Source organism: Burkholderia sp. IDO3, from assembly GCF_003366075.1.
GTDB classification, from domain to species: domain Bacteria; phylum Pseudomonadota; class Gammaproteobacteria; order Burkholderiales; family Burkholderiaceae; genus Burkholderia; species Burkholderia anthina.
In genome coordinates this window covers 624731-650749 of record NZ_CP028962.1, presented here as the reverse complement: position 1 = coordinate 650749, position 26019 = coordinate 624731, and the positions used below count along the sequence as shown (strand labels likewise).

The 26019-nt window shown below is 69.7% G+C and carries 24 protein-coding genes; 17 read left to right on the top strand and 7 right to left on the bottom strand.

Features of this window, described 5'->3' with window-relative positions:
• Positions 1-24: 24 nt before the first annotated feature.
• Positions 25-999 (top strand): AraC family transcriptional regulator, encoded by a 975-nt coding sequence (locus DCN14_RS03135; protein WP_096500185.1) that lies wholly within the window; start codon positions 25-27, stop codon positions 997-999.
• Positions 996-2027, top strand: a complete 1032-nt coding sequence (locus DCN14_RS03130) for a LysR family transcriptional regulator (protein ID WP_096500187.1) — start codon at positions 996-998, stop codon at positions 2025-2027. The genes DCN14_RS03135 and DCN14_RS03130 overlap by 4 nt, the downstream gene beginning before the upstream one ends.
• A gap of 32 nt (positions 2028-2059) precedes the next feature.
• Here DCN14_RS03130 and DCN14_RS03125 read toward each other — a convergent pair whose 3' ends face one another.
• Positions 2060-3190, bottom strand: a complete 1131-nt coding sequence (locus tag DCN14_RS03125; RefSeq protein ID WP_096500189.1) for a porin — start codon at positions 3188-3190, stop codon at positions 2060-2062.
• Between the two features lie 406 nt (positions 3191-3596).
• Between DCN14_RS03125 and DCN14_RS03120 the strand changes: the two genes are divergently transcribed.
• Together DCN14_RS03120 and DCN14_RS03115 are read left to right on the top strand one after the other, a co-directional pair.
• The gene (locus tag DCN14_RS03120; RefSeq protein ID WP_096500191.1) at positions 3597-4994 is read left to right on the top strand and encodes an MFS transporter; all 1398 of its coding nucleotides are present in this window, start codon (positions 3597-3599) and stop codon (positions 4992-4994) included.
• Between the two features lie 154 nt (positions 4995-5148).
• Positions 5149-6129: a PDR/VanB family oxidoreductase gene (locus DCN14_RS03115; RefSeq protein WP_096500193.1), complete on the top strand. Its 981-nt coding sequence runs from the start codon at positions 5149-5151 to the stop codon at positions 6127-6129.
• 79 nt (positions 6130-6208) lie between these two features.
• On the opposite strand, the gene DCN14_RS03110 is transcribed toward DCN14_RS03115, so the two are convergent.
• Positions 6209-7126, bottom strand: a complete 918-nt coding sequence (locus DCN14_RS03110) for a LysR family transcriptional regulator (RefSeq protein WP_096500531.1) — start codon at positions 7124-7126, stop codon at positions 6209-6211.
• Positions 7127-7265: 139 nt separating this feature from the next.
• On the opposite strand from DCN14_RS03110, the gene DCN14_RS03105 reads away from it, so the two are divergent.
• The 3 genes from DCN14_RS03105 (at position 7266) to DCN14_RS03095 (ending at position 9672) form a co-directional block, all read left to right on the top strand.
• Positions 7266-8549: an aromatic ring-hydroxylating dioxygenase subunit alpha gene (locus tag DCN14_RS03105; protein ID WP_096500195.1), complete on the top strand. Its 1284-nt coding sequence runs from the start codon at positions 7266-7268 to the stop codon at positions 8547-8549.
• A complete protein-coding gene (locus DCN14_RS03100) occupies positions 8546-9049 on the top strand; it encodes an aromatic-ring-hydroxylating dioxygenase subunit beta (RefSeq protein WP_096500197.1) in 504 nt (167 codons plus the stop codon). Before DCN14_RS03105 ends, DCN14_RS03100 begins: the two co-directional genes overlap by 4 nt.
• A 236-nt stretch (positions 9050-9285) precedes the next feature.
• Positions 9286-9672, top strand: a complete 387-nt coding sequence (locus tag DCN14_RS03095) for a tautomerase family protein (RefSeq protein WP_096500199.1) — start codon at positions 9286-9288, stop codon at positions 9670-9672.
• A gap of 92 nt (positions 9673-9764) precedes the next feature.
• Here DCN14_RS03095 and DCN14_RS03090 read toward each other — a convergent pair whose 3' ends face one another.
• On the bottom strand, positions 9765-11321 hold the full coding sequence (locus DCN14_RS03090; RefSeq protein ID WP_096500201.1) for an ATP-binding protein: 1557 nt from the start codon (positions 11319-11321) through the stop codon (positions 9765-9767).
• Between the two features lie 136 nt (positions 11322-11457).
• Here DCN14_RS03090 and DCN14_RS03085 point away from each other — a divergent pair, with 136 nt between their 5' ends.
• Genes DCN14_RS03085 through DCN14_RS03065 form a run of 5 tightly spaced genes read left to right on the top strand, consistent with a single transcriptional unit; the run spans position 11458 to position 15582 of the window.
• Positions 11458-12651, top strand: coding sequence for an acyl-CoA dehydrogenase family protein (locus tag DCN14_RS03085; RefSeq protein ID WP_096500204.1), 1194 nt, complete (start codon positions 11458-11460; stop codon positions 12649-12651).
• Between the two features lie 54 nt (positions 12652-12705).
• Entirely contained in the window at positions 12706-13083 is a 378-nt protein-coding gene (locus DCN14_RS03080) for a hypothetical protein (protein ID WP_011356094.1), read from the top strand.
• 8 nt (positions 13084-13091) lie between these two features.
• Positions 13092-13625 (top strand): nuclear transport factor 2 family protein, encoded by a 534-nt coding sequence (locus tag DCN14_RS03075; RefSeq protein ID WP_096500206.1) that lies wholly within the window; start codon positions 13092-13094, stop codon positions 13623-13625.
• A gap of 32 nt (positions 13626-13657) precedes the next feature.
• Positions 13658-14782: an amidase gene (locus DCN14_RS03070; RefSeq protein ID WP_096500533.1), complete on the top strand. Its 1125-nt coding sequence runs from the start codon at positions 13658-13660 to the stop codon at positions 14780-14782.
• 56 nt (positions 14783-14838) lie between these two features.
• Complete coding sequence (locus tag DCN14_RS03065; RefSeq protein ID WP_096500535.1) at positions 14839-15582, top strand: SDR family oxidoreductase; 744 nt, start codon at positions 14839-14841, stop codon at positions 15580-15582.
• A gap of 151 nt (positions 15583-15733) precedes the next feature.
• On the opposite strand, the gene DCN14_RS03060 is transcribed toward DCN14_RS03065, so the two are convergent.
• A complete protein-coding gene (locus DCN14_RS03060; protein WP_096500208.1) occupies positions 15734-16366 on the bottom strand; it encodes a response regulator in 633 nt (210 codons plus the stop codon).
• 333 nt (positions 16367-16699) lie between these two features.
• Here DCN14_RS03060 and hpaC point away from each other — a divergent pair, with 333 nt between their 5' ends.
• The gene (gene hpaC, locus DCN14_RS03055; protein WP_096500210.1) at positions 16700-17245 is read left to right on the top strand and encodes a 4-hydroxyphenylacetate 3-monooxygenase, reductase component; all 546 of its coding nucleotides are present in this window, start codon (positions 16700-16702) and stop codon (positions 17243-17245) included.
• A 42-nt stretch (positions 17246-17287) separates the two neighbouring features.
• On the opposite strand, the gene DCN14_RS03050 is transcribed toward hpaC, so the two are convergent.
• From DCN14_RS03050 to DCN14_RS03040, 3 genes are all read right to left on the bottom strand, one after another.
• Positions 17288-18538, bottom strand: coding sequence for a YbfB/YjiJ family MFS transporter (locus DCN14_RS03050; protein ID WP_096500212.1), 1251 nt, complete (start codon positions 18536-18538; stop codon positions 17288-17290).
• 224 nt (positions 18539-18762) lie between these two features.
• Positions 18763-19272 carry a GNAT family N-acetyltransferase gene (locus DCN14_RS03045; protein ID WP_096500214.1) on the bottom strand — a complete coding sequence of 170 codons (510 nt, stop codon included), beginning with the start codon at positions 19270-19272 and terminating at the stop codon, positions 18763-18765.
• A 76-nt stretch (positions 19273-19348) separates the two neighbouring features.
• Entirely contained in the window at positions 19349-20386 is a 1038-nt protein-coding gene (locus tag DCN14_RS03040) for an AraC family transcriptional regulator (protein WP_096500216.1), read from the bottom strand.
• 202 nt (positions 20387-20588) lie between these two features.
• On the opposite strand from DCN14_RS03040, the gene DCN14_RS37810 reads away from it, so the two are divergent.
• The 4 genes from DCN14_RS37810 (at position 20589) to DCN14_RS03025 (ending at position 25763) form a co-directional block, all read left to right on the top strand.
• Positions 20589-20786: a hypothetical protein gene (locus DCN14_RS37810; protein ID WP_143331634.1), complete on the top strand. Its 198-nt coding sequence runs from the start codon at positions 20589-20591 to the stop codon at positions 20784-20786.
• 26 nt (positions 20787-20812) lie between these two features.
• Positions 20813-22540, top strand: coding sequence for a GMC family oxidoreductase N-terminal domain-containing protein (locus DCN14_RS03035; RefSeq protein WP_096500218.1), 1728 nt, complete (start codon positions 20813-20815; stop codon positions 22538-22540).
• Positions 22527-24989 (top strand): alpha/beta hydrolase fold domain-containing protein, encoded by a 2463-nt coding sequence (locus DCN14_RS03030; RefSeq protein ID WP_096500220.1) that lies wholly within the window; start codon positions 22527-22529, stop codon positions 24987-24989. Before DCN14_RS03035 ends, DCN14_RS03030 begins: the two co-directional genes overlap by 14 nt.
• 219 nt (positions 24990-25208) lie before the next feature.
• Positions 25209-25763 (top strand): protein tyrosine phosphatase, encoded by a 555-nt coding sequence (locus DCN14_RS03025; protein WP_096500222.1) that lies wholly within the window; start codon positions 25209-25211, stop codon positions 25761-25763.
• Positions 25764-26019 lie beyond the last annotated feature (256 nt).

The following is a 26019-nucleotide window of genomic DNA, read 5'->3' as shown; positions in this document are numbered from 1 at the left end:
ACGCATCCGACACGAGGCCTGCGCATGGATATCGCCCTTTCCCGACATGCACCGAACCGGCTCGGCACGCTGCATGCGCCCGACGAAGTCGAACGCGCGGTCGCGCACCGGCTCGGGCCGCACCGGATGGCCGCGCGCGGCCGCGATCCGTTTCGGGCCGAGCTGTACGAGGTGCCGCTGCATCACGGCGCGCTGCTCGAACTCTGCTACGGCCGCGAAACGCACATCGATTTCGGCGACGATGCCGATCACTTCCTGTTCCGGCTGACTGTGTCGGGCACCTGCGAGCTGCGCTCGGGCCATCGCGTGGCGCGCGCCGGCCCGGGCGAGCTGACCGTGTCGTCGCCCGCGCTCGCGAGCCGCCTGAGCACCAGCCCCGATTGCCGCAACCTGGTGCTGCGGCTCGAACGCGGCGCGCTCGAACGCAAGCTGCAGGACATGCTGCACATGACGCTCGCGCAGCCGCTGCAATTCGATCTCGCGGCCGGCGGCACGGGCGCGAGCGCCGCGCTCGTGCTGCCCACCTTCGAATACCTGTGCCGGCTCGGCGCGCAACCGGGCATCGCCACCTCGGCGGCGACGTTCGGCGCGGATCTCACCGCATGGCTGATGTCGCTGCTGCTCACGCACCTGCCGCATTCGCACAGCGACGCGCTGGCGCGCGGCACGCCGCCGCTGCCGGCCCACGTGCGCCGCGCCTGCGACCACGTCGACGCGCACCTGGACGAGCCGCTCGCGCTCGCCGCGCTGGCGGCCGTCGCGGGCGTCGCGCCGCGCACGCTGCAGCATGCATTCCGCGCGTTCCTTCACACCACGCCGGCCGCGTACGTGCGCGAGCGCCGGCTCGCCGCCGTGCATGCGGCACTGCAACGCGGCGACGCGCGCAGCGTGACCGACGTGCTGATCGCGCACGGCATTCACGGCTTCGGCCATTTCGCGAAGGCGTATGCGCGCCGTTACGGTCACGCGCCTTCCGTCACCGCGAGGCAAGCACCATGACGCACGCTGCAACCGGCCGGCCACCGGCCCGCTCCGACGCTCCGTCGCCCGACGCCGATGCGCCCGACGGCCTGCGCGTGCAGGACCTCGACCTGAATCTGCTGAAGACGTTTCGCGCGGTCTACGAGGAACGGCACGTCGGCCGCGCGGCGCTGCGGCTCGGCGTCACGCAGCCGTCGGTCAGCCATGCGCTCGGCCGATTGCGGCTGATGTTCCGCGACGCGCTGTTCGTGCGCACCGGCACCGGCGTCGAGCCGACGCCGCGCGCGCAGCGGCTCGCGGGATCGGTCGACAAGGCGCTCGCGATCCTGCAGGACGTGCTCGACGAAGGCTCGCGCTTCGCGCCGGACAGCACGCAGCGCGTGTTCCGGCTGCACATGAGCGATTTCGCGGCGAGCGCGTTCCTGCCGACGCTGCTCGCGGAATTCGACCGGCGTGCGCCGGGCGCGGTGATCGAGACGCTGCACGTCGACGAATGCCAGCTCAACGTCGCGCTCGAATCGGGACGCATCGACTTCGCGCTCGGGCATTTCGCGGACGCGTCGAGTCACTTCCAGCGCACCGCGCTGCTGCACGAGCGCTGCGTGCTGCTGATGCCGCGCCGCACCGCCGAGCGCGTCGCACTGCCCGACGATTTCGTGCTCGACGGCGACGCGCCGGACACGCTGCGCCTGGTCGCCGTGACGTCGCATCCGCAGTCGATGCAGTTGCTGGAGCGGCACGGGCTGATGCCGCGCGTGCGCGCGGCGTTGCCCGATTTCATGGTGATCCCGGCGCTGCTGGCGCAGGGCGACTATGCGCTGATCCTGCCGGAAACCGTCGCGATCACGTTCGCGGCGCGGCAGCCTTGCGCGCTGTACGAGATCGCCGGCGCAGGCGAATGGCCCGTGAACGCGTACTGGCACCGGCGCTTCGATGCGGACCCGGGCCATCGGTGGCTGCGCGCGCTGCTGCTGGAGCTGTTCGATATCGGCCGGCAGGCGCCGTTCGACGCATGGCTCGCGCCGCACCCGCCCGCCTGCGCATAACGGCGCGGGCGGACAGGGGCAACCATCGGCGATCAGAACGACGTGAGGATGCCGGCGACGATCGAGCTGGCGGTCGCGCCCGGGTTCGCGACCGCGACGCCGCCGCCCGCCGCGCCGTTCACGACGAAGCGCGCGTGCGCGCCGTTGCGCACCATCGCGGCGCCCGTGTACAGCACCGTGCGTTTCGACAGCGGATAGTCGAAACGGATGCCGTACGAATCGGCGTTGCCGTCGCTGTCGGCGACCTTCCGGTAATGGCCGATGCTCAGCAGCAGCGATGCGCGTCCGATCGGCACCGTCGCACTGAGCTCCATCGTGTCGCTGTGCGGATACGCGCTCTGGCTGTCGATCGCGGCCGCGACGTCCGGGCCGCCGCGATGCCGCATGTACAGCGCGGCAACCTTCACGACGTTGAAGTCGTACGAGATCGCGCCGACCGTATAGTTGCCGTTCGCGGCCGGGCTCGTGTCGCCGAGCGCGGCTGCCGCGACCGGGCTGAACTTCTGCTGCATGTAGTCGACGTCGACCGACAACCCGCCGCGTGCGTAGTTGAGCCCGGCGCCGTACGTGTCGCCGAGCGTCGCCGGCTGGCCGGCCGCGCCGTTGGTGCCGCGCGCGGCCATCGCACGCAGCATGAAGCCCGCATAACGCGGCGACGTGTAGCGCATCGAGTTGCGCACGCGCAGGAACGCGGGCCCGACGAAGTTGTTGGTCGCATTGCCCCACGCGAGGCCCGCGCCGAGGCCGGGCAGGCTGTACGTGACGAGCGTGGTGTGCACGATCGTGTAGAGCTCGCCGAACTGCACGCCGCCGAACGGCCCGGTGATGCCGACCCACGCCTCGCGGCCGAACAGCGCGCTGCTGTTCGACAGCGCGCCGCTCGCCGCGTTGAAGCCGTCCTCGAGCTTGAAGATCGTCGCGTAGCCGCCGCCGAGATCCTCGACGCCCCTCAACCCCCACTGCGACGCCCACAGGTTGCCGCTGCCCATGCGCGTCACGTGGTTCGGCCCGGCGTTCGCGTATTCGATCGACGTATCGATGCGGCCGTAGAGCGTCACGCTCGATTGTGCGAAGGCCGGCTGCGAGGCGCACGCCAGCAGTGCGGCGGCCAGCGTGGCAAGCGGTACGGCAAGCCGGTCGGCTCGCCCGTTCGGATGGTTCATCTGCGTCGTCCCGTAGAAATTGCGGCGCCTGTCGGCATCGCGCCGTTCGTTGTGAAACGCGTTCGCTTAGGAGGCGAACGCTGCCGATCAAAAACGGGCCGAGTCTAGGAACGACAATTTCGGACGTCGACGCAATCCGGTCTATAACGCTTATAGATGCGCCGCATGATGCGCGCGCGCCCCGCCGCACGCGCGCTGCGCGGCGGCCCGCGCGCACGGCCTCGGTGTTTTCTTTATCCGGGTCGGTAAATGTCCGTGTGGCGCGGCTGTCACTCCGGCTATGGCGGCTGAAATTGGCCGACTACGCTGCGTCTCCGATACGTGTCACCCGCACGCTTTCGCGCCGCGACGGCGCCCGGCCCGCAACGCCGGCGCCGCGCTTCCCCACCGCTCCTGGAGAATCCGCATGTCCGCATCCACGGCCCGCGCTGCCGACGGCAAGCGCTATACGTATGAATGGTATGTCGTCGTCATTTGCATGCTCGCGTACGTCTTTTCGTTCGTCGACCGCCAGGTGCTCGTCCTGATGATCGAACCGATCAAGCGCAACCTGCACCTCTCCGACACGCAGTTCAGCCTGCTGAACGGCTTCGCGTTCTCGCTGTTCTACGCCGTGATGGGGCTGCCCGTCGCGTATCTCGCCGACCGCTACGCACGGCCGCGCATCATCTCGATCGGCATCGCGCTGTGGAGCGTCGCGACCGCCGCGTGCGGGATGAGCCAGCACTTCGTGCAGATGTTCATCGCGCGCATGGGTGTGGGCGTCGGCGAAGCCGCGCTGTCGCCCGGCGCGTATTCGATGCTCGCCGACTACTTCCCGAAGGAGAAACTCGGCCGCGCGATCGCCGTGTATTCGCTCGGCTCGTTCATCGGCGGCGGCGTCGCGTTCCTGATCGGCGGCTACGTGATCGCGCTGCTCAAGCATGCGAGCGCGTTCACGCTGCCGGTCGTCGGGCAGGTGCACGCGTGGCAGGTCACGTTCCTGATCGTCGGGCTGCCGGGCCTGCTCGTCGCGCTGCTGTTCGCCGCGACCGTGCGCGATCCGCAGCGCAAGGGGCTCGCGCAGGACCGCTCGGGCGCCGTGCGGCGCGTGTCGATGCGCGATTCACTGCGCTTCGTCGGCATGCATCGCGCGACCTTCACGTGCCACTACCTCGGCTTCTCGTTCTATGCGATGGCGCTGTACTGCCTGCTGAGCTGGACGCCCGCGTTCTATATCCGCCGCTTCGGGATGACGGCCGTCGAAGCCGGCTACACGCTCGGCATCGTGCTGCTCGTCGCGAATACGGCCGGCGTGTTCTGCGGCGGCTGGCTCAACGACTGGCTGCTGCGGCGCGGCCGCACCGATGCGCCGATGCGCGCCGGCGCGATCGGCGCCGCGTGCATGGTGATTCCCGCGACGCTGTTCACGCAGCTCGACAGCCTGCCGGCGTCGCTCGCGATGCTCGTCGTCGCGATGTTCTTCGCGTCGTTCCCGATGCCGACCTCGACCGCCGCGATGCAGACGCTCGCGCCGAACCAGATGCGCGCGCAGATCTCCGCGCTGTTCCTGCTCGTATCGAACCTGATCGCGCTCGGGATCGGCACGACCGTCGTCGCGCTGTTCACCGATCGCGTGTTCGGCACGCCGACCGCGGTCGGTCATTCGATGTCGATCGTCAACGTCGCCGCGGCCACGCTCGCGGCGCTGCTGCTGGCGGCCGGATGCCGACAGTATCGGCGCAGCCTCGACCGCGAACGCGGTCATGCGTCGGCGCCGGTCGCGCCGGCCACCGACCGCGGCGACGCGATCGCCGCACGCTGAGCAGCGTCGGCCGGTTCGCCGACCATTATCCATCCCACTGATTCCGGCATCGCTTTTTAATCGATTTGATTTATGTGATGCCCATCCCTATTCTCGATCGCATGACGGCGCAGGCTCTGCCGCGCCGGTTTTCCCCCTCCCCACGGAACACCCCATGCAAGCGAATCGCCACCAGGTCCGGATCGACGCGCTGATCGACGCGGCGCAGGACATCCGCTGTTTCCGGGTTTCGCGCGTCGACGGCCAGCCGTTCGATGCGTACGAACCCGGCGCCCATATCGACGTCACCGCGCCGTCCGGCGTCACGCGGCAATACTCGCTGTGCGGCCGCCCCGACGAGCGCGGTAGCTATCTGTTCGCGGTGAAGAAGGAAGCGCAGTCACGCGGCGGCTCGCGCTCGCTGCACGACGACGTGCGCGTCGGCGCCGAGCTGTCGATCGGCGCGCCGCGCAACCTGTTTCGTCTGACGGATCAGGCAAGCGAGCACGTGCTGATCGCGGCCGGGATCGGCATCACGCCGCTGCTGTCGATGGCGTACGCGCTCGAACAGCGCGGCGCGCGCTACCGGTTGCACTACTTCGCGCGCAGCCGCGACCACGCGGCGTTCGCCGACGAACTGTCGGCCGAGCCGTTCGCGTCGCACGTGACGTTCCACTACGGCATCGAGCCGGACGCGCTCGCGGCCGAGCTCGGCCGCTGCCTCGAAGCGATCGATGCGCACGCCCATGTGTACACGTGCGGCCCCGGCCCGTTCATGGATGCGGTCGTCGCGGCGGCGGCCACGCGGATTCCGGAAGACGCGATGCATCTCGAACGCTTCGCGGCGGAGCCGGCCGCGGCCGACACCGCGACCGGCGCCGCCCCGGCGGAAGGCTTCGAAGTGCGCCTGCAGCGCAGCGGCCAGTCGGTGCGCGTCGCACCCGACACGTCGATCGTCGACGCGCTCGCGCAAATCGGCATCGAGGTCGATACGTCATGCGGCGAAGGCGTGTGCGGCACCTGCATGGTGCCGGTGCTCGACGGCGAGCCCGATCATCGCGACCACTGCCTGAGCAAGACCGAACGGGCGAGCAACACGGTGATCTGCTGCTGCGTGTCGCGCGCACGCTCGGCGGTGCTCGTCCTCGATCTTTGATGCGCCGATGTGCCGATGTGTCGATGTCCTGACGTTCCGGCACACGCGCCCGCCTGACGCGGCGCGGCGCGCGCGGCCGTCACGCGTCGAACCGCTCGACGATCTCGGCGAGCAGCTCGCGCATCCACGCGATCCCCTCGTCCTCGTGAAAGTGCTCGTGCCAGTGCATCGTCACCGGCGCGGGCGGCAGCGACACCGGCAGGTCGTACAGCCGGAACGCGTTGTCGCGGTTCAGGATTTGCGCGAGCCGCTTCGGCAGCGTCGCATAGAGATCGGTGACCGACAGCACGCTCGGCAGCGCGACGAAGTGCGGCACTTCGAGCGCGATGTTGCGGCCCACGCCCTGCGCGCGCAACGCGTCGTCGAGCGCGTGGTGGCTGTGCTCGACCGATTTCACGTTGACGTGCGCGGCGCGCACGAACTGGTCGAGGCTCAGCGACGTGCCGGCCGGCACCCCGCGCCGGCGGCCCGTCATGCACACGTAGGTTTCCTCGAACAGCACCTGGTGGCGCGTGCGCGGCATCAGCTCCGGCAGGTTGCCGATCGCGAAATCCAGCCGGCTCGCGCGCAACGCCTCCTCGATTTCCTCCACCGGCAGCGGCTGCACGCTCAGCGTCACGCGCGGCGCGCGCTCGCGCAGCGCCTGGCAGATCGCCGGCAAATACGCCATCTCGCCCGCATCCGACAGCGACAGCCGGAACGTGCGCGTGCTCGACACCGGATCGAACCGCTCCGCATAACGCAGCGCCACCCGCACCATGTCGAGCGCCTTGCCGACGATGCCCGCGAGTTCGAGCGCAACCGGCGTCGGCTGCATCCCCGCGCGCGTGCGCACGAACAGCGGATCGTCGAACAGCGTGCGCAGCCGCCCCAGCGAATAGCTGACGGCCGGCTGCGACAGCGCGAGCCGCTCGCCGGCCTTGGTCAGGCTGCGTTCCTCGACGATCGCCTGGAACACCCGCAACAGGTTCAGATCGAGATGATCGACCGATGTCATCGTGACCTCCATCATTTGCCGCATTTATTTGATTGGCAATTTTAGATCAATTTGACGGATATGTAGCAGAAGACGAGACTGGTCTCCCGACGCTGCGCACAGCGCGGCCCGATTTCGCGACTCTTTCCCCACGACGACGATGAGCGACACTCCCTACCAGACGATCGACACCCGCGCGTTGCATGGCTTCGCGCAGCCCGACCGCATCGCGCCCGCGATGTATCACGACCCGGCGCTGTTCGAAGCCGAGCTCGACCGCATCTTCTACCGCACCTGGATCTGGGTCGCGCACGAGAGCGAACTGCCGAAGCCGGGCGACTTCGTCACGACGACGATCGGCCGCCAGCCGGTGATCGTCGTGCGCGACAAGACCGGCGAGATCAACGTGCTGCAGAACCGCTGCCGCCATCGCGGCGCGACCGTGTGCGAATCGCACAAGGGCAACGCGAAGGGCTTTACCTGCCCGTACCATAGCTGGTCGTACGCACTTGACGGCACGCTGCGCGCGCTGCCGTACGGCGACGGCTACGAAGGCGTGTGCGAGAAAGGCGACCTGCCGCTCGTGAAGCTGCGCGTGGGCGTGTACCAGGGGCTGATCTTCGCGAGCTTCAACGACGACATCGAACCGCTCGAGGATTTCCTCGGCGGCGCGAAGCCGTGGATCGACCTGTTCATGAAGCAGGGCGCGGGCTACCCGATCAAGGCGAACGGCGAGCACAAGTTCAGGTTCAAGGGCAACTGGAAGATCCAGCTCGAGAACACGACGGACCTCTATCACTTCCCGGTCGTGCACAAGTCGTGGATGAAGTCGATCGACGACGAGACGGCCGCCGCGATCACGAGCTTCATGACGAGCGACGATGCGTTCTGCCGCTCGCTCGGCAACGGCCACAGCCTCGCGGTGCTGATGCCCGAGCTGGTCGATCTCGACGAAGACGACGGCGCGCCGCTGGCCGAACGTTTCGCACCGCTCGCGGAGAAGCTCGCCGAGCGCCACACGCCGGCAGAAGTGCGCCGCATCGTGCGCTCGCTGATGGGCGTCGGCTTCAACCTGAACCTGTTCCCGAACCTCGCGCTGTCGATGGCGTTCTTCCGCGTGCTGCGGCCGATCTCCGCGAACGAAACCGAGATCCGTCACGTCGCGCTCGCGATGGACGGCGGCCCGGACGAAGCGAACCGCGAACGGCTGCGCATCCACGAGCATTTCCAGGGCCCGTTCGGCTTCGGCAGCCCCGACGACGCGGAAGCGTGGGAGCGCGTGCAGCGCGGCGCGCATGCGGGCCCCGACGTGCCGATCCTCGTGAACCGCGGGCTGAACCGCGAAACGACCGCCGCGAACGGCGAAAAGACCGCGCATGCGACCGACGAGACCGGCATGCGCGAGGCCTACCAGCAATGGCGAAAAATGATGGAGCAACAATGATGGACGACCGCAACGCCCTCCTTTCCGAGCAGACCTTCGCCCGCGCGGTGGAATTCGTCTGGCGCGAAGCCGAGATGCTCGACCGCCGCGACTATCGCGCGTGGCTCGACCTGTGGGATCCGGCCGGCCACTACGTGGTGCCGATCGATCCCGACGCGACCGACTTCGCGGCGACGCTGAACTACGTGTTCGACGATCGCGACATGCGCGAGAAGCGCGTGCAGCGCATGGTGTCGGGTTACTCGGCGTCGGCAGCCGACGCGGCGCGCACGGTGCGCACCGTGTCGCGCTTCACGCTGGAGAGCGGCAGCGCCGGCGTCGTCGAGCTGAAGTCCGCGCAGGTGGTCGTCGCGTACAAGCGCGGCGTCGCGACGCTGTTCGCGGCCGACGTCACGCACAAGCTGCAGGTCGATGCGGACGGCGAGATGCGGATCGCGGAGAAGGTCGTGCGCCTGATCGACTCGACCGAAGCGCTCAGCGCGATCGGCTTCCTGCTGTAAGCGGCCGCCGGTTCACCGTCGCCAGCGCAACGGTGAGCCGGACACCTTCACCTGTGAGCGGTCGCTGGTTCGCCGTCGCCAGCGCAACGGTGAGCCGGGCACCCTCACCTGTGAGCGGTCGCCGGTTCGCCGTCGCCAGCACAACGGTGAGCCGGGCACCTTCACCTGTGAGCGGCCTCCGGTTCGCCATCGCCAACGCAACGGTGAGCCGGTCACCTTCACCTTTCCCGACGACCATGCCCACACTCGAAGTTTTCCTGCCGGCCGGCCATGACGACACCCGCAAGGCCGAACTGATCGCGCGGCTCAGCCACGCGACCGTCGACGCGATCGGCGCGCCGATCGAATCAGTGCGCGTGCTGCTCACCGAATTGCCGGCGACACATATCGGCCTCGGCGGCCGCACGGCAGCCGATGGCGCGCCGCCGTCGCTACCGGTGATCGTCGCGATCCTGATCGCCGGCCGCACCGACGAGCAGAAGCGCGCGTTGATCGCGGCGCTTTCCGACGCCGCCGCGACCGTGCTCGATGCGCCGTTGCAGGCGACGCGCGTGATCGTCAAGGACATCCCGAACACCGACTTCGGGATCGGCGGTCAGACCGCACGGGCACTGGGGCGCTGATCATGGGCCGGGCGTCGCTCCATCGTGCGCCGCCGCCCTGCCGCGATGTCCGTGATGCCCTTCGCGGCCGTAGCCGTGACACAACGCAACGGCTACGCGGGCGCTGCGCCGGCAAGTGGCAGCGTCACGCGGCAGTCGAGCCCGCCGCCCGCGGCCGGGCTCGCGACGATGCGCCCGCCGTGACGCGTGACGATGCTCTTGCACAGCGACAAGCCGATTCCATTGCCGCCGGCCTTCGACGACGAGAAGCCGTCGAACAGCCGGTCGTGCGCGCCTTCCGCGATGCCCGGCCCGTTGTCGAGCGCGCGCAATTCCGCGTACCCGTCGACGCTCGCGGTGCCGAGCGTCAGCGTGCACGACGCACGCTCGCAACCGGCGAACGCCTCGATCGCGTTGAACGCGAGGTTGAGCATCACCTGCCCGATCAGCACGCGCTCGCAGCGAATCGGCAGCGGCCCGTCGGCCTGCACGATCGCGACCGTCACGCCCGCTTCCTTCGCACGCAGCTCGATGAAGTACGCGACGTCGGCGAGGATCTCGCGCAGGTCGGCGAGCGCGACGACCGGTTCGCGCTTCACGATGAATTCGCGCACGCTCTTGATGATCAGCGCCGCATGCTCGGCCTGCCGATCGGCGCTGCGCAGCCCCCAGATCGCGTCGTCGACGGCGCCGCGCGTGTTCAGCCGCTGCACCGCGCCCTCGATGAAGTTGCGCACGGCCGCGAGCGGCTGGCTCAGCTCGTGCGCGATCACGCTCGCCATCTCGCCCATCGCGTTGTAGCGGCCCGCGTATTCGAGCATCCGCGCCTCGGCGCGCCGCGCATCCTCGATCGCGACTTCGTCGCTCACGTCGCGGAATTGCACGAGCAGCCCGTCGAGATCGCCTTCGATCTCGACCTGCCGGCACAGGATGCGCAGCCAGCATGGCGAACCGTCGCGCCGCACGATCCGGTAGCGCTGCGGCGCGGACGGGTACGCCGACGGTGCGTCGCGCAGCTGCGCGACGAGCCGGTCGCGGTCGGCCTCGGAGCAGTAGTCGAGCACCTCGCCGAGCGCTTCGTCGGGCGCGAGCCCGAGCACGCGGCGGCCCGACTCGCTGATGAACTGCACGCCGCCATGCGGCGTCACGACCGCGATGCCTTCGTCGAGATCCTGCATGAATTCGCGCAGCCGCGCCTCGTAGCGGCGCAATTGCTGGCGAACCGCCTCTTCCGCGCTGATGTCGCGGAACTGCACCATCACGACATCGCGCCCGCGCAGCGGCACGTAGGTCGCGGTGGCCTCGGACAGCATGTCGACGCCGGTGCGCGATCGATAGCACCATTCGTACACCTGCGGCCCGTCGACGAGCGCGCGGTCCCATGCGCTCACCGCGATCTCGCGCCGGTATTTCGGTTCGGGGCGCGTCATGTCCGGCGCCTTCAGCGGCAGCAGTTCCTCGACGGAAAAGCCGAGCGCGATGCAGGCGGCGCGGTTCGCCCACACGATCGCCCTGGTCTGCGCGTCGTGCAGCAGCACGCAGGTGGTCAGCGCGTCGAGCAGCCGGTGGAAATCGTCTTCGTCGGGAAAGCTCATGATCGGATTCGGATGAAGGCGCGCGGCGTCGCGCGGCCGGATGTCCAACATAGCACCGGCGTGCGCGGCCCGCATCTGAAGATTTCTTTAGTCCGGCACGGAGCGCCACCAGTCGCGCGGCCCTACGCACCAATTGCCGCACTTTTTAGGCGTTTCTAGACTGGCTCCATCGTCTTGCCCCGCAATCGAACCCTATCCCCAGGAGACAGTCATGCCCAACGCCGCCCTCGCCATCGACGCCGCGTCCCCCTCGCCGCATGCGGTCCGCGAAGCGGCCGCGCGCGTGTCGCCGCTCGACGCGGTGCTCGAAATCGTCACCGCGCGCCGCGACGAATTCGACCGCCTGTCGCACGTGCCGCGTGACGTGATCGCGCTGTTCAAGGAAGCCGGCATCTATCGCGCGGGCACGCCGCGCCGCTTCGGCGGCGATGCGCTCGCGCCGACCGCGTTCCTCGACATGATCGAGCGGATCGCCACCGCCGACGGTTCCGCGGCATGGGTCGCCAGCTTCGGGTCCGCGAACGTCTATCTCGCCGCGTTGCCGCTCGACACGCAGGCCGAGCTGTACGCAAGCGGCCCCGACCAGGTGTTCGCGGGCGGGCTGTTCCCCGTGCAGCCGGCGCAACCGGCGCCCGGCGGCTGGCGCGTGAACGGCACGTGGAAATTCGCGAGCGGCTGCAAGGGCGCCGACTGGCTCGGCGTCGGCATCGCGGTGCCCGGCGCACAGGACGCCGCGCCGAACAAGCCGCGCACGGCCGTGTTCCGCGCGAGCGACGTGCAGATCGTCGAGAACTGGAACGTGGTCGGCATGCAGGGCACCGGCAGCCACGACCTGCGCGTCGACGACCGCTTCGTGCCCGAGGCGTGGACCTTCGTGCGCGGCGGCGAGCCGACCGTCGACGAGCCGCTGTACCGCTACCCGACCGTCGCGTATGCGGCGCAGGTGCTCGCCGTCGTCAACCTCGGGCTCGCGCGCGCGGCGCTCGACGTCGTGAACCGCATGTCGGGCGGCCGCCAGACGACCACCGGCGCACCGCGCCTCGCCGATCGCGCGTACTACCGCATCGAGCTCGCGAAGGCCGAGGCGCAACTGCGCTCGGCGCGCGCGTTCTTCTACGACGCGACCGATTCCGTCTGGCAATCGATCCTCGCCGGGAACCCCGTGACGGCCGAGCAGGTCAGCCTGCTGAGGCTCGCCGCCACCCATATCGCCCGCGAAGGCGCGAGCGTCGTCGAGCGCGCATACCGCCTCGGCGGCACGGCCGCGATCTATCGCACGCATCCGCTGCAGCGGCTGTTGCGCGACGCGATGGTCGTCACGCAGCACGCGTTTCTCGGCGAAGGCAACTTCGACGGCGCCGGCGCAGTGTTCACCGGCGTCACGCCGTTTCCCGGCTATCTGTGATCCGCGTCGACCGGCTTCGACGCAACCGAACCCCATTCTTCAGGAGAACCTGTCATGTCCGATTCGAATCCGCTGCCCCTGCGCGTCCTGTTCTGCTGCGGCGTGTCGCAGAACTTCTTCGACCTGCCGCGCGAGAAGATCGGCGAAGTGTGGCAAGCGTACGGCGCGATGCTCGCCGCCGTCGAGGCGATGCCCGGCGTGCGCGTGCTCGGCGTGATGGACGACGATCGTCTCGTCGTCGGCCAGGCCGACGGCGCGCCGTGGACGTTCTACATCATGGCCGACGTCGCCGACTTCGACACGACGGTCGCCGTGTGCAACCTGTATCGCACGACGCCGGTCGGCGAATACAACCTGTGGCGCTACGGCAAGATCGAGGCACGCGTCGGCCGTGCGCTGACCGTGCCGCCGGCCGCGAAGCCCGCCGCGTGAGGCACGCGATGACCGGACCCGATTCGACGCGCGCGATCGAAGCACTCGACGCGCTCGCGCGGCGCGTGGCGGCGCTCGATGCCGAACGCGCGGTGCGCGCGACGATCACGCGCTACATGGCGCTGTGCGACGTGCCCGAGGACGCCGGCGACGGCCCGGCGCTCGCCGCGCTGTTCACGCCCGATGCGATATGGGAAGGCATCGGCCCGCAGTACGCGAGCAAGTTCGGCCGGCTCGAAGGCACGGAGGCGATCGTCGCGATGCTGCGCCGCTATCTGCCGCCCGACCCGCATTTCGCGGCGAACCTGCATTTCCTGACGTCGGAGTCGATCGACGTCGACATCGACCGCGCGCGCGCGCGCGGCCGCTGGATCATGCTGCAGGCATCGCGCTACGCCGACAACACGGCCGAGCTGATCGCCGCCCGGCTCACGATCGATTTCGCCCCGTCGGACGACGGCTCGACCTGGCCGATTCGCCATTTCCGCACCGAGCGCGTACTCGACGGCCCGTGGCCGCTCGCTACCGCGCCGCGGTCCTGAACCCTTTCATCCTCTTCGCACGCCATCGCACCATGACAGGCTTCATCGACACCTTCACGCTGGGCGGGCCGGGCCCGACGATCGCGATCAAGGACACGATCGACATCGCCGGCCATCCGACCCGCGCGGCAAGCCGCGCGCTCGCCGACGCGCCGCCCGCCGCGCAGCATGCGGACGTAGTCCGGCTGCTGCTCGACGCCGGCTGGCAGATCGCCGGCAAGGCGAACATGCACGAGCTCGCGTTCGGCATGACCGGCATCAACGACGCCACCGGCACGCCGGTCAATCCGCAGGACGCGACGCGCATTCCGGGCGGCTCGTCGAGCGGGTCGGCGTCGCTCGTCGGGCTCGGCGTGGTCGACGCCGCGCTCGGCACCGACACCGGCGGCTCGATTCGCGGGCCGGCCGCCTGCTGCGGCGTGGCCGGCCTCAAGCCGACGTTCGGCCGCGTGTCGCGGCGCGGCGTCGCACCCGCCGACACCACGCTCGATTGCGTCGGGCCGTTCGCGCGCGACATCCGCACGCTCGCGGCCGCGATGGCCGCCATCGCGCCCGGCTTCGACCGGGTGCGTGCGGCAGCGCCCGCCGCCGGCTGCACGATCGCGCGCGTGATCGTCGATGCCGATCCGGCCATCGCCGCCGCGCTCGACGCGGCCGTACGCGCGTCGGGGCTGGATTCGCACGACGTCGTGCTCGACGACATGCCCGCCGCGTTCGCGGCGGGACTCTCGATCATCAACGCGGAAACGTCGCGCGCGTTCGGCCATCTCGTCGCAACCGGCAAGCTCGGCGCCGATCTTGATGCGCGGCTGCGCACGGCCGCGACGACGACACCGGCCGCGCTCGCGGAAGCCGAAGCCGTGCGCGCGCGCTTCACCGCGCAAGTCGATGCGGCGCTCGAACGCGCGGACGTGCTGGTGCTGCCGACGCTGCCCGCGCTGCCGATCACGCTCGCGCAGGCACGCGACGGCGTCTCGGTGATTGCGATGTCGTCGCTGATCCGGCCGTTCAACCTGAGCGGCCATCCGGCGCTCAGCCTGCCGCTGCCGCTCGCGGGCACGCCGCTGAAAGCCGGGCTGCAGATCGTCGGACGCAAGGGCGCGGACGAACAGGTGTGCGCGCTGGCCGCGCACTTCGAAGCGGCGCTCGCCGCATGAACCACGATGCGGGCGCCGCGTCCGATGCGCGCCCGCGAACCAGGGAATCACGCACCATGTCAGACCGAGTCGTTCTCGTCACCGGCGCCGCGCGCGGGCTCGGCGCCGTCATCGCCGAACGCTTTCACGCGGCCGGCTATCGCGTCGCGCTGGCCGACATCGCCGCCGACGCCATTCGCGCGCATGCACGCGAACTCGATGCAAGCGGCGAACGCGCGATCGCACTGCCGCTCGACGTCACGTCGAAACGCGATTTCGAAGCCGCGCGCGATGCGCTCGTCGCACGCTGGGGCGCGATCGACGTGCTCGTGAACAATGCGGGCGCGTCGAAGGTCGTGCCCGCGATGGAGATCACGGCCGAGCAGTTCGACCAGGTGATCGACGTGAACCTGCGCAGCGTGCTGTTCGGCTGCCAGGTGTTCGGCCAGTACTTCGCGACGCGCGGCGCGGGCCGCATCGTCAACATCGCGTCGCTCGCCGGGCAGAACGGCGGCTCGGCGACGGGCGCGCACTACGCCGCGGCGAAAGGCGGCACGCTGACGCTGACCAAGGTGTTCGCGCGCGATCTCGCCGCGCAGGGCGTGACCGTCAACGCGATCTCGCCGGGCCCGCTCGATTTGCCGATCGTCTACGAGAGCGTCGCGCCGGACAAGTTGCGGCAGGTGCTCGCGAGCCTGCCGGGCGGCAAGCTCGGGTCGGCCGGCTTCGTCGCGGATGCGGCCGTGCTGCTCGCGTCGGGCGACGCGCATTTCGCGAACGGCGCATGCTGGGACATCAACGGCGGGTTGTACATGCGTTGAACGGCGGCAGGCATCGAGCGCGCGGTGTCGACCGGCGCCGTGCGCGGTGCGTGTGGTGCGCGGTGCCTGCCCATCGGCTGCGTCGCGTGCTTGGCCTGCTTCGCGCGACGCGGCCTGCACGCGCAAGTCCGTCCGCTTGCAGGCCCGGCCGTTAGCGCGACGACTCCCCGTCGTCGCCCCACACGACCATCACGTCGCGCACCAGCGCGGCGATCGACGTCGCGCCGAGCTTCTCCTTGATGCTCGCGCGATGCACGTCGACGGTCTTCACGCTGATCGACAGGTCCGACGCGATCTGCTTGCTGCCCTTGCCGTCGACGACGCCGCGCAGCACTTCCTTCTCGCGCGCGGTCAGCGCATCGAGCCGCTGGCGCAGCTCGCGATGACGCTGGTCGACCGCGTGCCGCTGCTGCGCGAGCCGCAGCGCGCGTTGCACGCGCTCGAGCATCTGCTGCGAGTTGTACGGCTTCTCGACGAAATCGATCGCGCCGTTCTGCAGCGCGCGCACCGACATCGGGATGTCGCCGTGTCCGCTGACGAAGATCACCGGCAGCGTCGCGCCGCGCGCATTCAATTCCGCCTGCACGTCGAAACCGCTTTTCTCCGGCATCCGCACGTCGAGCACCAGGCACGCGGGCTGGCTCACATCGAAGCGCGCAAGAAAATCGGCCGCGTTCGCGAACCCTTCGGACGCGATGCCGACCGATTCCAGCAGCCACGCGAGCGACGTCCGCATGCCGCTGTCGTCGTCGACGATGTATACGATCGGAGCGGGTGACGTCATCGGGGTGTCTCGCAAAATATCGGTATCGGTATCACGCGCGACGCAGGTGAGGCAGGCGTCGTTCGTCGGGGGTATGCGGCACATCATAGCGAGCCGAAAATCCGCTGAATACCCCTTCACGTACCGCGCGAACGCACAATCTCGCTTTTTTTCGCGCAGCGTGCCGCGCATCTAGGTAGAACCTTTAGATACGTTGGCGCGAACGCCATCTTCGTCATCGTTCGTGCGAATGGCCGGCGGCATTTTCGCGACGTACGCTAGGGTCATTGTCGGCGATGCGACGATGCATCGACAGCGCCCGCGATCGCCACCCTCATCCAACCAGGAGCGCCCATGTCCGCAACGACCGATACCCCGCAACCGGCGCGCGCCGAACCGACCGACGCGCAAAAGGCCTTCCGGCAAGCGATGGCCCACCTCGGCGCGGCCGTCAACGTCATCACCACCGCGGGGCCGCATGGCCGCTGCGGGATCACCGCGAGCGCGGTCTGCTCCGTCACCGACGCGCCGCCGACGCTGCTCGTGTGCCTGAACCGGTCGAGCGCGATGCATGCGATCTTCGAGCGCAATCGTCACGTGTGCATCAACGTGCTGCCGGCCGAGCACGAACTGCTCGCGCGGCATTTCGCGGGAATGACCGAGCTGCCGATGGAGCGGCGCTTCGAACTGCCGGTGTGGGATCGCGGCGAACAGGACGTGCCCGTGCTGCGCGACGCGCTCGCGAGCCTGCAGGGCACGATCGCCGAGATGAAGGAAGTCGGCTCGCATTCGGTGATGTTCATCGAAGCGACGTCGATCCGCGTGCGCCACGACGGCGACAGCCTCATCTACTTCAGCCGCGCGTTCCATCGCGTGTCGCGCACGGCCTGCGTGCGGTAACGACGCCGGCGCAGCGCGGCGCCGGATGCGGGCCCGTGCCGGCTACGCGGACACCCGCAACGCGCGCTGTCCGGCCGCGAGCGCGGCGCCCGCGAACAGCGTGAGCGCCGAATACACGAGCCCGCGCGCGAGCCCCGCGCTGTCCGACACCCAGCCGATCGCGACGGGGCCGGCGATCTGCCCGAACGCGAAGATCGTCGTGAACGCGCTGATCCCCTTCGCCCAGCCTTCCGGCGGCAGGTTGTGACGCACGAACGCGGTCGTCGCCGCGACCGCCGACAGGAACGTCGCGCCGAACAGCACGCCCGATGCGAACGCGGCCGCCGGATGCACGAAGATCGCCGGCATCAGCGTCGCGACGCCGAGCAGCGCATTGAGCACGGCCAGCGCCTGCCCGCCGCGCATCCGGTCGAGCAGCCCCGACCACAGCCGCGCCGACACGACGGTCGCGACGCCGAGCATCACGTAGAACGCGGACACGACCGTGCCGCTCATCCCCGCGCCGCGCAGCAGCGCGACGATGAACGTCATGTAGCCGATATAGCCGACGCCGAACAGGCCGTAGCCTCCGAGCGCGAGCGCGAAGCGCGCCGGACTCGCGGTCGCCGCCGGCGCGGCGCCGTTACGCGATGCGGCCGGCGCCGCATGCACGCGCTCGATGCGGCGCGCGGCCGACACGGCCAGCATCGAGAACAGCACGCATGCGAACGCGAGTGCGAACCATGCGGGCTGCCAGCCGTGCAGGCCATGCGCGAGCGTCGCCGGCACGAGCAGCGACGACGCGACGATCCCCCATCCCGTGCCGCCGTAATAGAGCCCGAGCAGCAGCCCCGCATCGCGCGGCGACGCCGACGCGAGCCGCGCGGCCAGCACGCCGCCGCTGATGAAGATCAGCGCGCTGCCGATACCGGTCGCGAGCCGCTCGATCAGCAGCGCGTTCGTGCCGGACGTGATTCCGCAGGCGGCCATCAGCACCGCCGTGAGCGCGCAGCCGGCCGCCAGCAGCGTGCCGGTGCGCCAGCGTCGCGACAGGAACGGGAATGCGAGCGCGCCGATCAGGTAGCCGGCTGCGTTGGCCGTGTTCAGCGCGCCGGCCTGCGCGAAGCTCCAGCCGAGATCGGCCTTCATCGGCGGCAGCAGCAGCGCATACGAGAAACGCGCGAGACCGAGTGCGATCGCGCTGCCGAGCGACAGGCAGATCGCGAGCCGCCACGCGGCCATGCGGTCGGGGTCTTTTACGCCGGCGTCCGGCCGTGCGTGGCCGGCGTGCTCCGGTTGCGACGCTGCGCGCATCGGGGTGTCTCCATCGTGGGTCGAATCGTCCCGCCGGGACGGCGGTGTGCGCGCGGTCGCAACCGGCGCGTGAAGTCGTCAGATGGTGCCAGAAAACCGGCGGGATCGCCGGGGCCGGAACACCGACGGCGCGCCGCCCCGCCGGCCTGATTCTCGCGCGCGCGGCACGCTCGCGCTCGACGAGCGGATCGCGTTCGACGGCGCGTTCGCCGTCCGACGTCGAATCAGGCTTCGGCGGCGGCCTTGTCGCCGAGCCACTTGAACATCACGAGGCAGTCGACGAAACCGTGCCGTGCGTGGCGATACGCGCGCGGCAAACGGCCGACGACGTCGAAGCCGAGCTTCTGCCACAACGCGACCGCGGCCTCGTTCGTCGCGACCACCGCGTTGAACTGCATCGCGAGAAAGCCGCGCTCGCGCGCCGCCTGCTGCGAGTGCTCGCACATCAGGCGTGCGACGCCGCGGCCGCGTGCGGCCTCGCCGACCATGTAGCCGCAGTTGCACACGTGGTTGCCGGGGCCGGCCGCGTTCGCCTTCAGGTAGTACGAGCCGAGCAGCACGCCGTCTTCTTCGGCGACCCACGTGCAGAGCGGCGCATCGAGCCACAGTGCGCGGGCCGCTTCGCGCGTCGGCGCCGGATCGAGTGCATAGGTTTCCTGAGCGGCGACGATCGCCTGATACGTGGGCCAGAAGCGCGGGAAATCGTCTTCGGTCATCAGGCGAATCGTGATCATGCGGCTCCTTTCGTGAACGGGTTGGCGGAAACGCTAACGGCACGCCACGCACATGGCGTTGCGCGGCGCGGGCGAACTAGTGCAAATCGCCGTCGCGCGGCAGGCCGCTGCGATAGGTGCCCGGCGGCACGCCATACCAGCGCTTGAACGCCTGCGAAAAGCTCGACAGGTCGCTGAAACCGAGCCGCTCGGCCACGTCCGTCAGCGACAGATGCGCATCGCCGAGCAGCGTCTCGGCCATCGCGCCGCGCGCCTGCGCGAGCAGCGCGCGAAACGTCGTGCCTTCGTCCTGCAGCCGGCGCTTCAGCGTGCGCGGGCTCGTGTTCATCAGCCGCGCCATGTCCTCGAGCGAGAACGGCACGTTGCCGGGCGTCGCCGTCAGATATTGCCGCACCATCTCCGCCGTGCCCACGCGGGCGCGCCGCGCTTCGACGAGCTGGCCGCACATCTGCTCGCACATCGACACCGTCAGCGGGTTCGCATGCGGCAGCGGCCGGTCGAGAAACGCGCGGTTGAACGCGAGGGTGTTCGCACGCGCACCGAACGCCGGCTCGACGCCCGCGATGCGCGGCACGGATGCGGCGCCGCCCGCCGCGCCCGCGGCCTGCATCGTGAAGCGCGACAACGCGAAATCGCCGCCGCCGATTTCCTGCAGCAGCACCGCCGCGGCCATCATGTCGCGTTCGACGAGGAACCGGCTCAGGCCGGCGTCGAGCTCCGGCGCACCGAAATTGAGCACGCCCGCGCCAGGCTCCTCGCGATACGTGATCACGGTGAACGCATACGTGAGCGGCAGGAAGCGCATCGCGAGCGCCAGCGCGTCGCGCGCGGTCGCGCTCGCGATCAGCCCGTAGCCCCAGACGCCGTATGCGGAGAAGTGATAGCGCTGCCCGACCGCGAAGCCGAGGCCCGGCGCCCGCCCGAGCGCGCGCAGCAGGTTGCCGGTCAGCCGCAGCTCCTGCGCGGCCGTCACCTCGACGTTCGGATCGTCGAGCTGCGCGTCGGCGAGGCCGGTGCCGGCCAGCAGCTTCGTGCGCGGCACGCCGCGTTCGTCGCCGAAATCGACCAGCAGCCGGGCGCTGGCCGGACTCCGGGTGAAGTCCCAGAAGCTCATGCGGAGAAACCCTCGAAGCGCCGATTTGGCCCAAATACTAAAACAATTGTCCCGAAGCAGCATTGGTGTTTTCCCATGCGGCCCGCACCATCGGCGTCATCGATCGTCGCCCGAACGACGCCAACACCCAGGAGGAGACACCATGCGACCGAGCCGCCGGACCGACCTCGCCGCCTGCTTGAATGGCCGCTTGAAGGCCCGCTTGAACGCCCGCTCTGCACGCCGGCGCGACGCATTCGATCGCGCGCCTCACGGCCCTCACGGCCCCCGCGTGCTCGCGCTGAACGCGCCAAACGCGTTCTGCCGCGATGCCGCGCACCGCCACGACACCGCGCCGTTCCACCCGCCGTGCGGCAAAACCTTCGACCTGCTGCTGCGCGTGCCGACGCGCATCGCATGACCCATCGACCCTCGGGAGACGATTCCATGAGCGAGACTTACGACTACCTCGTCGTCGGCGGCGGTTCGGGCGGATGCGTCGCGGCAGGACGACTGACCGAAGATCCGGCCGTCACCGTCTGCGTGCTCGAGGCCGGCGGCCGCGGCGACAGCGCGGTCGTCAACGTGCCGACCGGCGCGGTGGCGATGCTGCCGACCCGCGTGAACAACTGGGCGTTCGACACCGTGCCGCAGCCGGGGCTCGGCGGCCGCATCGGCTATCAGCCGCGCGGCAAGGCGCTCGGCGGCTCGTCCGCGATCAACGCGATGGTCTACATCCGCGGCCATCGCATCGACTACGACGGCTGGGCGGCGCTCGGCAACGAGGGCTGGGCCTACGACGACGTGCTGCCGTACTTCCGCCTGAGCGAGCACAACGAGCGCTTCAACGATGCGTGGCACGGCCGCGACGGCCCGCTGTGGGTCAGCGACCTGCGCACCGGCAACCCGTTCCATGCACGCTATCTCGATGCGGCGCGCCAGGCCGGCCTGCCGCTCACCGACGACTTCAACGGCGCGCGGCAGGAGGGCGTCGGCATCTACCAGGTCACGCAGAAGCACGGCGAACGGTGGAGCGCGGCACGCGCGTACCTGCTGCCGCACGTCGGCCGCCGCGACAACCTGACGGTCGAAACCCATGCGCAGGTACTGCGCATCCTGTTCGACGGCACGCGCGCCACGGGCGTCGAGGTGCGGCAGCACGGCGAAGTCCGCACGCTGCGTGCGCGGCGCGAAGTCGTGCTCGCGGCCGGCGCGCTGCAGACGCCCCAGTTGCTGATGCTGTCCGGCGTCGGCCCGGCCGGCGAACTGCAGCGGCTCGGCATTCCGGTGCGCGCCGATCTGCCCGGCGTCGGCCGCAACCTGCAGGATCATCCGGACTTCATCCTCGGCTACCGCGCGCGCAGCGTCGACACGATGGGCGTGTCCGTGCGCGGCGGCCTGCGCATGCTGCGCGAGTTCGCGCGCTTTCGCCGCGAACGGTGCGGGATGCTGACGTCGAATTTCGCGGAAGGCGGCGGCTTCCTCAAGACGCGCGCCGGCCTCGACGCGCCCGACATCCAGCTGCACTTCGTCGTCGCGCTCGTCGACGATCACGCGCGCCGGCTGCATGCCGGCCACGGGCTGTCGTGCCACGTGTGCCTGCTGCGGCCGCGCAGCCGCGGCTCGGTCACGCTGCACAGCGCCGATCCGCTCGCCGCGCCGCGCATCGATCCCGCGTTCTTCGACGATCCGCGCGACCTCGACGACATGGTCGCCGGCTTCAGGCTCACGCGCCGCCTGATGGAAGCGCCCGCGCTCGCCCAATGGACCACGCGCAACCTGTTCACCGCCAACGTGACGACCGACGACGAGATTCGCGACGTGCTGCGCCGGCGGACCGACACCGTGTATCACCCGGTCGGTACGTGCCGGATGGGGCGCGATGCGCTCGCCGTCGTCGATCCGCAATTGCGCGTGCACGGCATGCAGGGGCTGCGCATCGTCGATGCGTCGGTCATGCCGACGCTGATCGGCGGCAACACCAATGCGCCGACGATCATGATCGCCGAGAAGGCCGTCGACCTGATGCGCGGCGTGCAGCGCACGGCGGCACGCGCGCCCGCCGATGCCCGCTGCGACCCGGCCGATGCGCCGGCACGCCACGCCCCCGTTCCAGCATCGTGCATGCCGCACGACGCGATCCAGCAGGAGGAAACCCGCCATGTCGTCGCCTGAAGCGCCCCGCTCCGCCGCATCGGCCGCGCCGCTGTCGGCCCTCATCATCGGCGCCGGCTTCGCCGGCATCGGCATGGCGATCGCGCTGCAACGCGCGGGCATTCACGACTTCGTGATCGTCGAACGCTCGCACGACGTCGGCGGCGTGTGGCGCGACAACGGCTACCCGGGCGCCGCGTGCGACGTGCCCTCGCATCTGTACTCGTTCTCGTTCGAGCCGAATCCGGCGTGGTCGCGCGTGTTCGCGCCGCAACCGGAAATCCATGCGTATCTGCGGCATTGCGCGCGCAAATATGGCCTCGCGCGCTATCTGCGTTTCGGTGCGGAAGTCGCCCATGCGCGGTATGACGACGCCCGCGCGCTGTGGGACGTCACGCTCGCCGACGGCACGACGCTCAGTGCGACCCTGCTCGTCAGCGGCACCGGCCAGTTGAGCCGCCCCGCGATGCCCGACCTGCCCGGCATCGACACGTTTCGCGGCCGCGCGTTCCACTCCGCGCACTGGGATCATGACTATTCGCTCGCCGGCAAACGCGTGGCCGTGGTCGGCACCGGCGCATCGGCGATCCAGTTCGTGCCCGCGATCGCGCGAGACGTCGAGCGCCTCGTCGTGTTCCAGCGTTCGCCGGCCTACGTGATACCGCGTCCGGATCGTGCATATCGCGCGTGGGAGCACGCGCTGTTCCGCCGGCTGCCGTGGGCGATGAAGCTGTACCGCGCATCGATCTACGTGCGCTACGAATCGCGGGCGATCGCGTTCACGCGGCTGCGCGGGCTGATGGATCTCGCGGTCGGCCGGCCGTTTCGCAAGCTGCTCGCGCGCGACGTGCGCGATCCCGCGCTGCGCGAACGGCTCACGCCCGATTATCCGATCGGCTGCAAACGGATCCTGCTGTCGAGCGACTATCTCGCCGCGATCGATCGCGACAACGTCGAGCTCGTCACGCAACGCATCCGGCGCGTGACCGAAGACGGCATCGAAACCGATGACGGCGCCCATCATCCGGTCGACGCGATCGTCTACGGCACCGGCTTCGCCGCCACCGCGTTCCTGTCGCCGATGCGCATCACGGGCCGCGACGGGCTCGACCTGAACGACGCCTGGCGACGTGGCGCGCAGGCGTATCTCGGACTCACCGTGCCCGGCTTTCCGAATTTCTTCATGCTGTACGGCCCGAACACCAACCTCGGCCACAACTCGATCGTCTACATGCTCGAAAGCCAGATCGCGCACGTGATGCGCTGCGTGCTCGCGATGCGGCGCGACGGCGCGCGCGCGATCGACGTCGATCCGCGCCGCTACCGGCGCTTCAACGCGCACGTGCAACAGCGGCTCGCCGGGTCGGTGTGGAGCGGCTGCAAGAGCTGGTACGTCGATGCGTCGGGGCACAACAGCACGAACTGGCCCGGCTTCACGCTGACCTATCGATGGCTTACGCGCTTCGCCGGGCTGTCCCCGTACCGCTTCACGCAGCCGCTGCCCGGCGGCGCCGCGCCGACGCCCGCGCACGGTATCGTCGTCGCGCCGCCCGCCGGCCGCGCGGAAGCGCTCGCCGCCGCGTCGCTGCGCGGTTTTTTGCGCGTCGCGTTCCGGCCGCTGATCGGGCCGCCATTCGGCGCACGCATGCAGCGTGGTGTCGTCGCGTTGCTGTCGCCGCAGATGCCGGGCACGCGCGGCACGCTGCGCTACCGGATGTCCGCCCATGGCGTGCCGGTCGAAGTCGTCGCGCCGAAGCACGGCGAGGCGGGCGGCGCGATGCTGTATCTGCACGGCGGCGCATTCTGTCTCGGCGGCCCGCACACGCATCGCGGCGTGACGACGCGGCTCGCCGTCGAAGCCGGCCTGCCGGTGTGGGTGCCCGACTACCGGCTCGCGCCCGAGCATCCAAGCCCCGCGGCGCTCGACGATGCGCTGGCCGCATACGATGCGTTGCGCGCGCAGGGCTACGCACCGCACCGGATCGTCATTGCCGGCGATTCGGCCGGCGGCGCGCTCGCGCTGGCGCTCGCCGTTGCGCTGCGCGATCGGGGCGAGCCGGCGGCCGCCGCGCTGCTGCTGATCTCGCCCGTGACGGATCCGGCGCTGGGCGGAGACACGCTGGCGTCGCGCCGCCACGACGATCCGATGATCCGGCGCGGCTGGCTCGAACAGGGTTTGCGCTGGTATCACGGGGCCGGCTCGATTGCGGCGCGCGGCCCGCTCGACATCGATCTGCGCGGCATGCCGCCGATGCTGGTGCAGGCCGGCGATCAGGAGGTGCTGCTGTCGGATGCGCGGCGGCTCGCGGATCATGCGCTCGCGTGCGGCGTGCCGTGCCGGCTCGAAGTTCACGCCGCGCGCTGGCACGTGTTTCATCTGCAGGCGTTTTACCTGCGCTCGGCGCGCGATGCGTTGCGGACGCTGGCGGGGTTTGCATCGGAGCGGGTGGCCGCGGTGGCGCCGGCATGACCATGCACCGGTGATGCGGCGCGATCGGGACAGCGGTTCGCCGCGGCCCCGATTGCGCCGATCGCGCCGATCGCGCCGATTGCGCCGATTGCGGCAATGCGACACCGTCTTGCGAAAACCGGCCGCTTATTTTTTTCCCGCATGCGCGGCCGCGCATCATCTCCGCAAGCTTCGGCGCGCTGCCGCGGCGACGATCCCTTCATTCTGGCGGAGACACCAATGAAAAGCAGCCACACCCTCAAGACGCTTGCCCTGCTCTGCTGCCTGGGCATCCAGTGCGCGACGTCGGCATTCGCGGACGAACCGAAGAAGGTCGCATTCGTCGACACGGGCAATACCGGCCGCAGCGTGATGGCCGAGGCAATCGCAGGACAACTGATCGAGCAGCGGCACGCGCATATCGCGGTGATCTCGCGCGCGGTCGACGAGGATCCGTACGACGAAAAGCCCGAGACCAACGGCGTGATCCTGATGAAGCGGCGCGGGATCGACACGTCCGCGCATCGCTCGGTGCAACTGAACGCGAACGACGTCAAGCATTCCGACGTGATCCTGACGATGACCGGCAAGCACAAGGAAAAGGTGCTCGCGCTCTATCCGTCGGCGGCCGGCAAGGTGTTCACGCTCGCCGAATACGCGACCGGCGAGCACAAGGACGTGCCCGACGCGTGGGGCAAGCCGATCGACTTCTACGAATCGGTGACCGCGCAGCTCGACGCGTTCATCCCCGCCGCACTCGACAAGGTCGCGACGGCCGCGCCCGCGAAACCGTAACGCGGTTGTACCTGCCGGGTCGCCCGTCGCGTCGTGCGGCGGTGCCGGCCCCGGCAGGTTGATCACCCCGCAGTCCCCCCGCACGGCGCGTACTCCCCGCGCGCCAATGCGTTCGGCCGTTTGGCCGAATCGTCACCGCACGCCCCGAATGAAAGAATGATCGTCGTTCGGGAAACAGGCTTCATCACCCGAAATCCCGAACGACAAAGGCGCTGCATGCGTTCCGGCCACAGCATCGGTACGCGGCGTTCCGCCT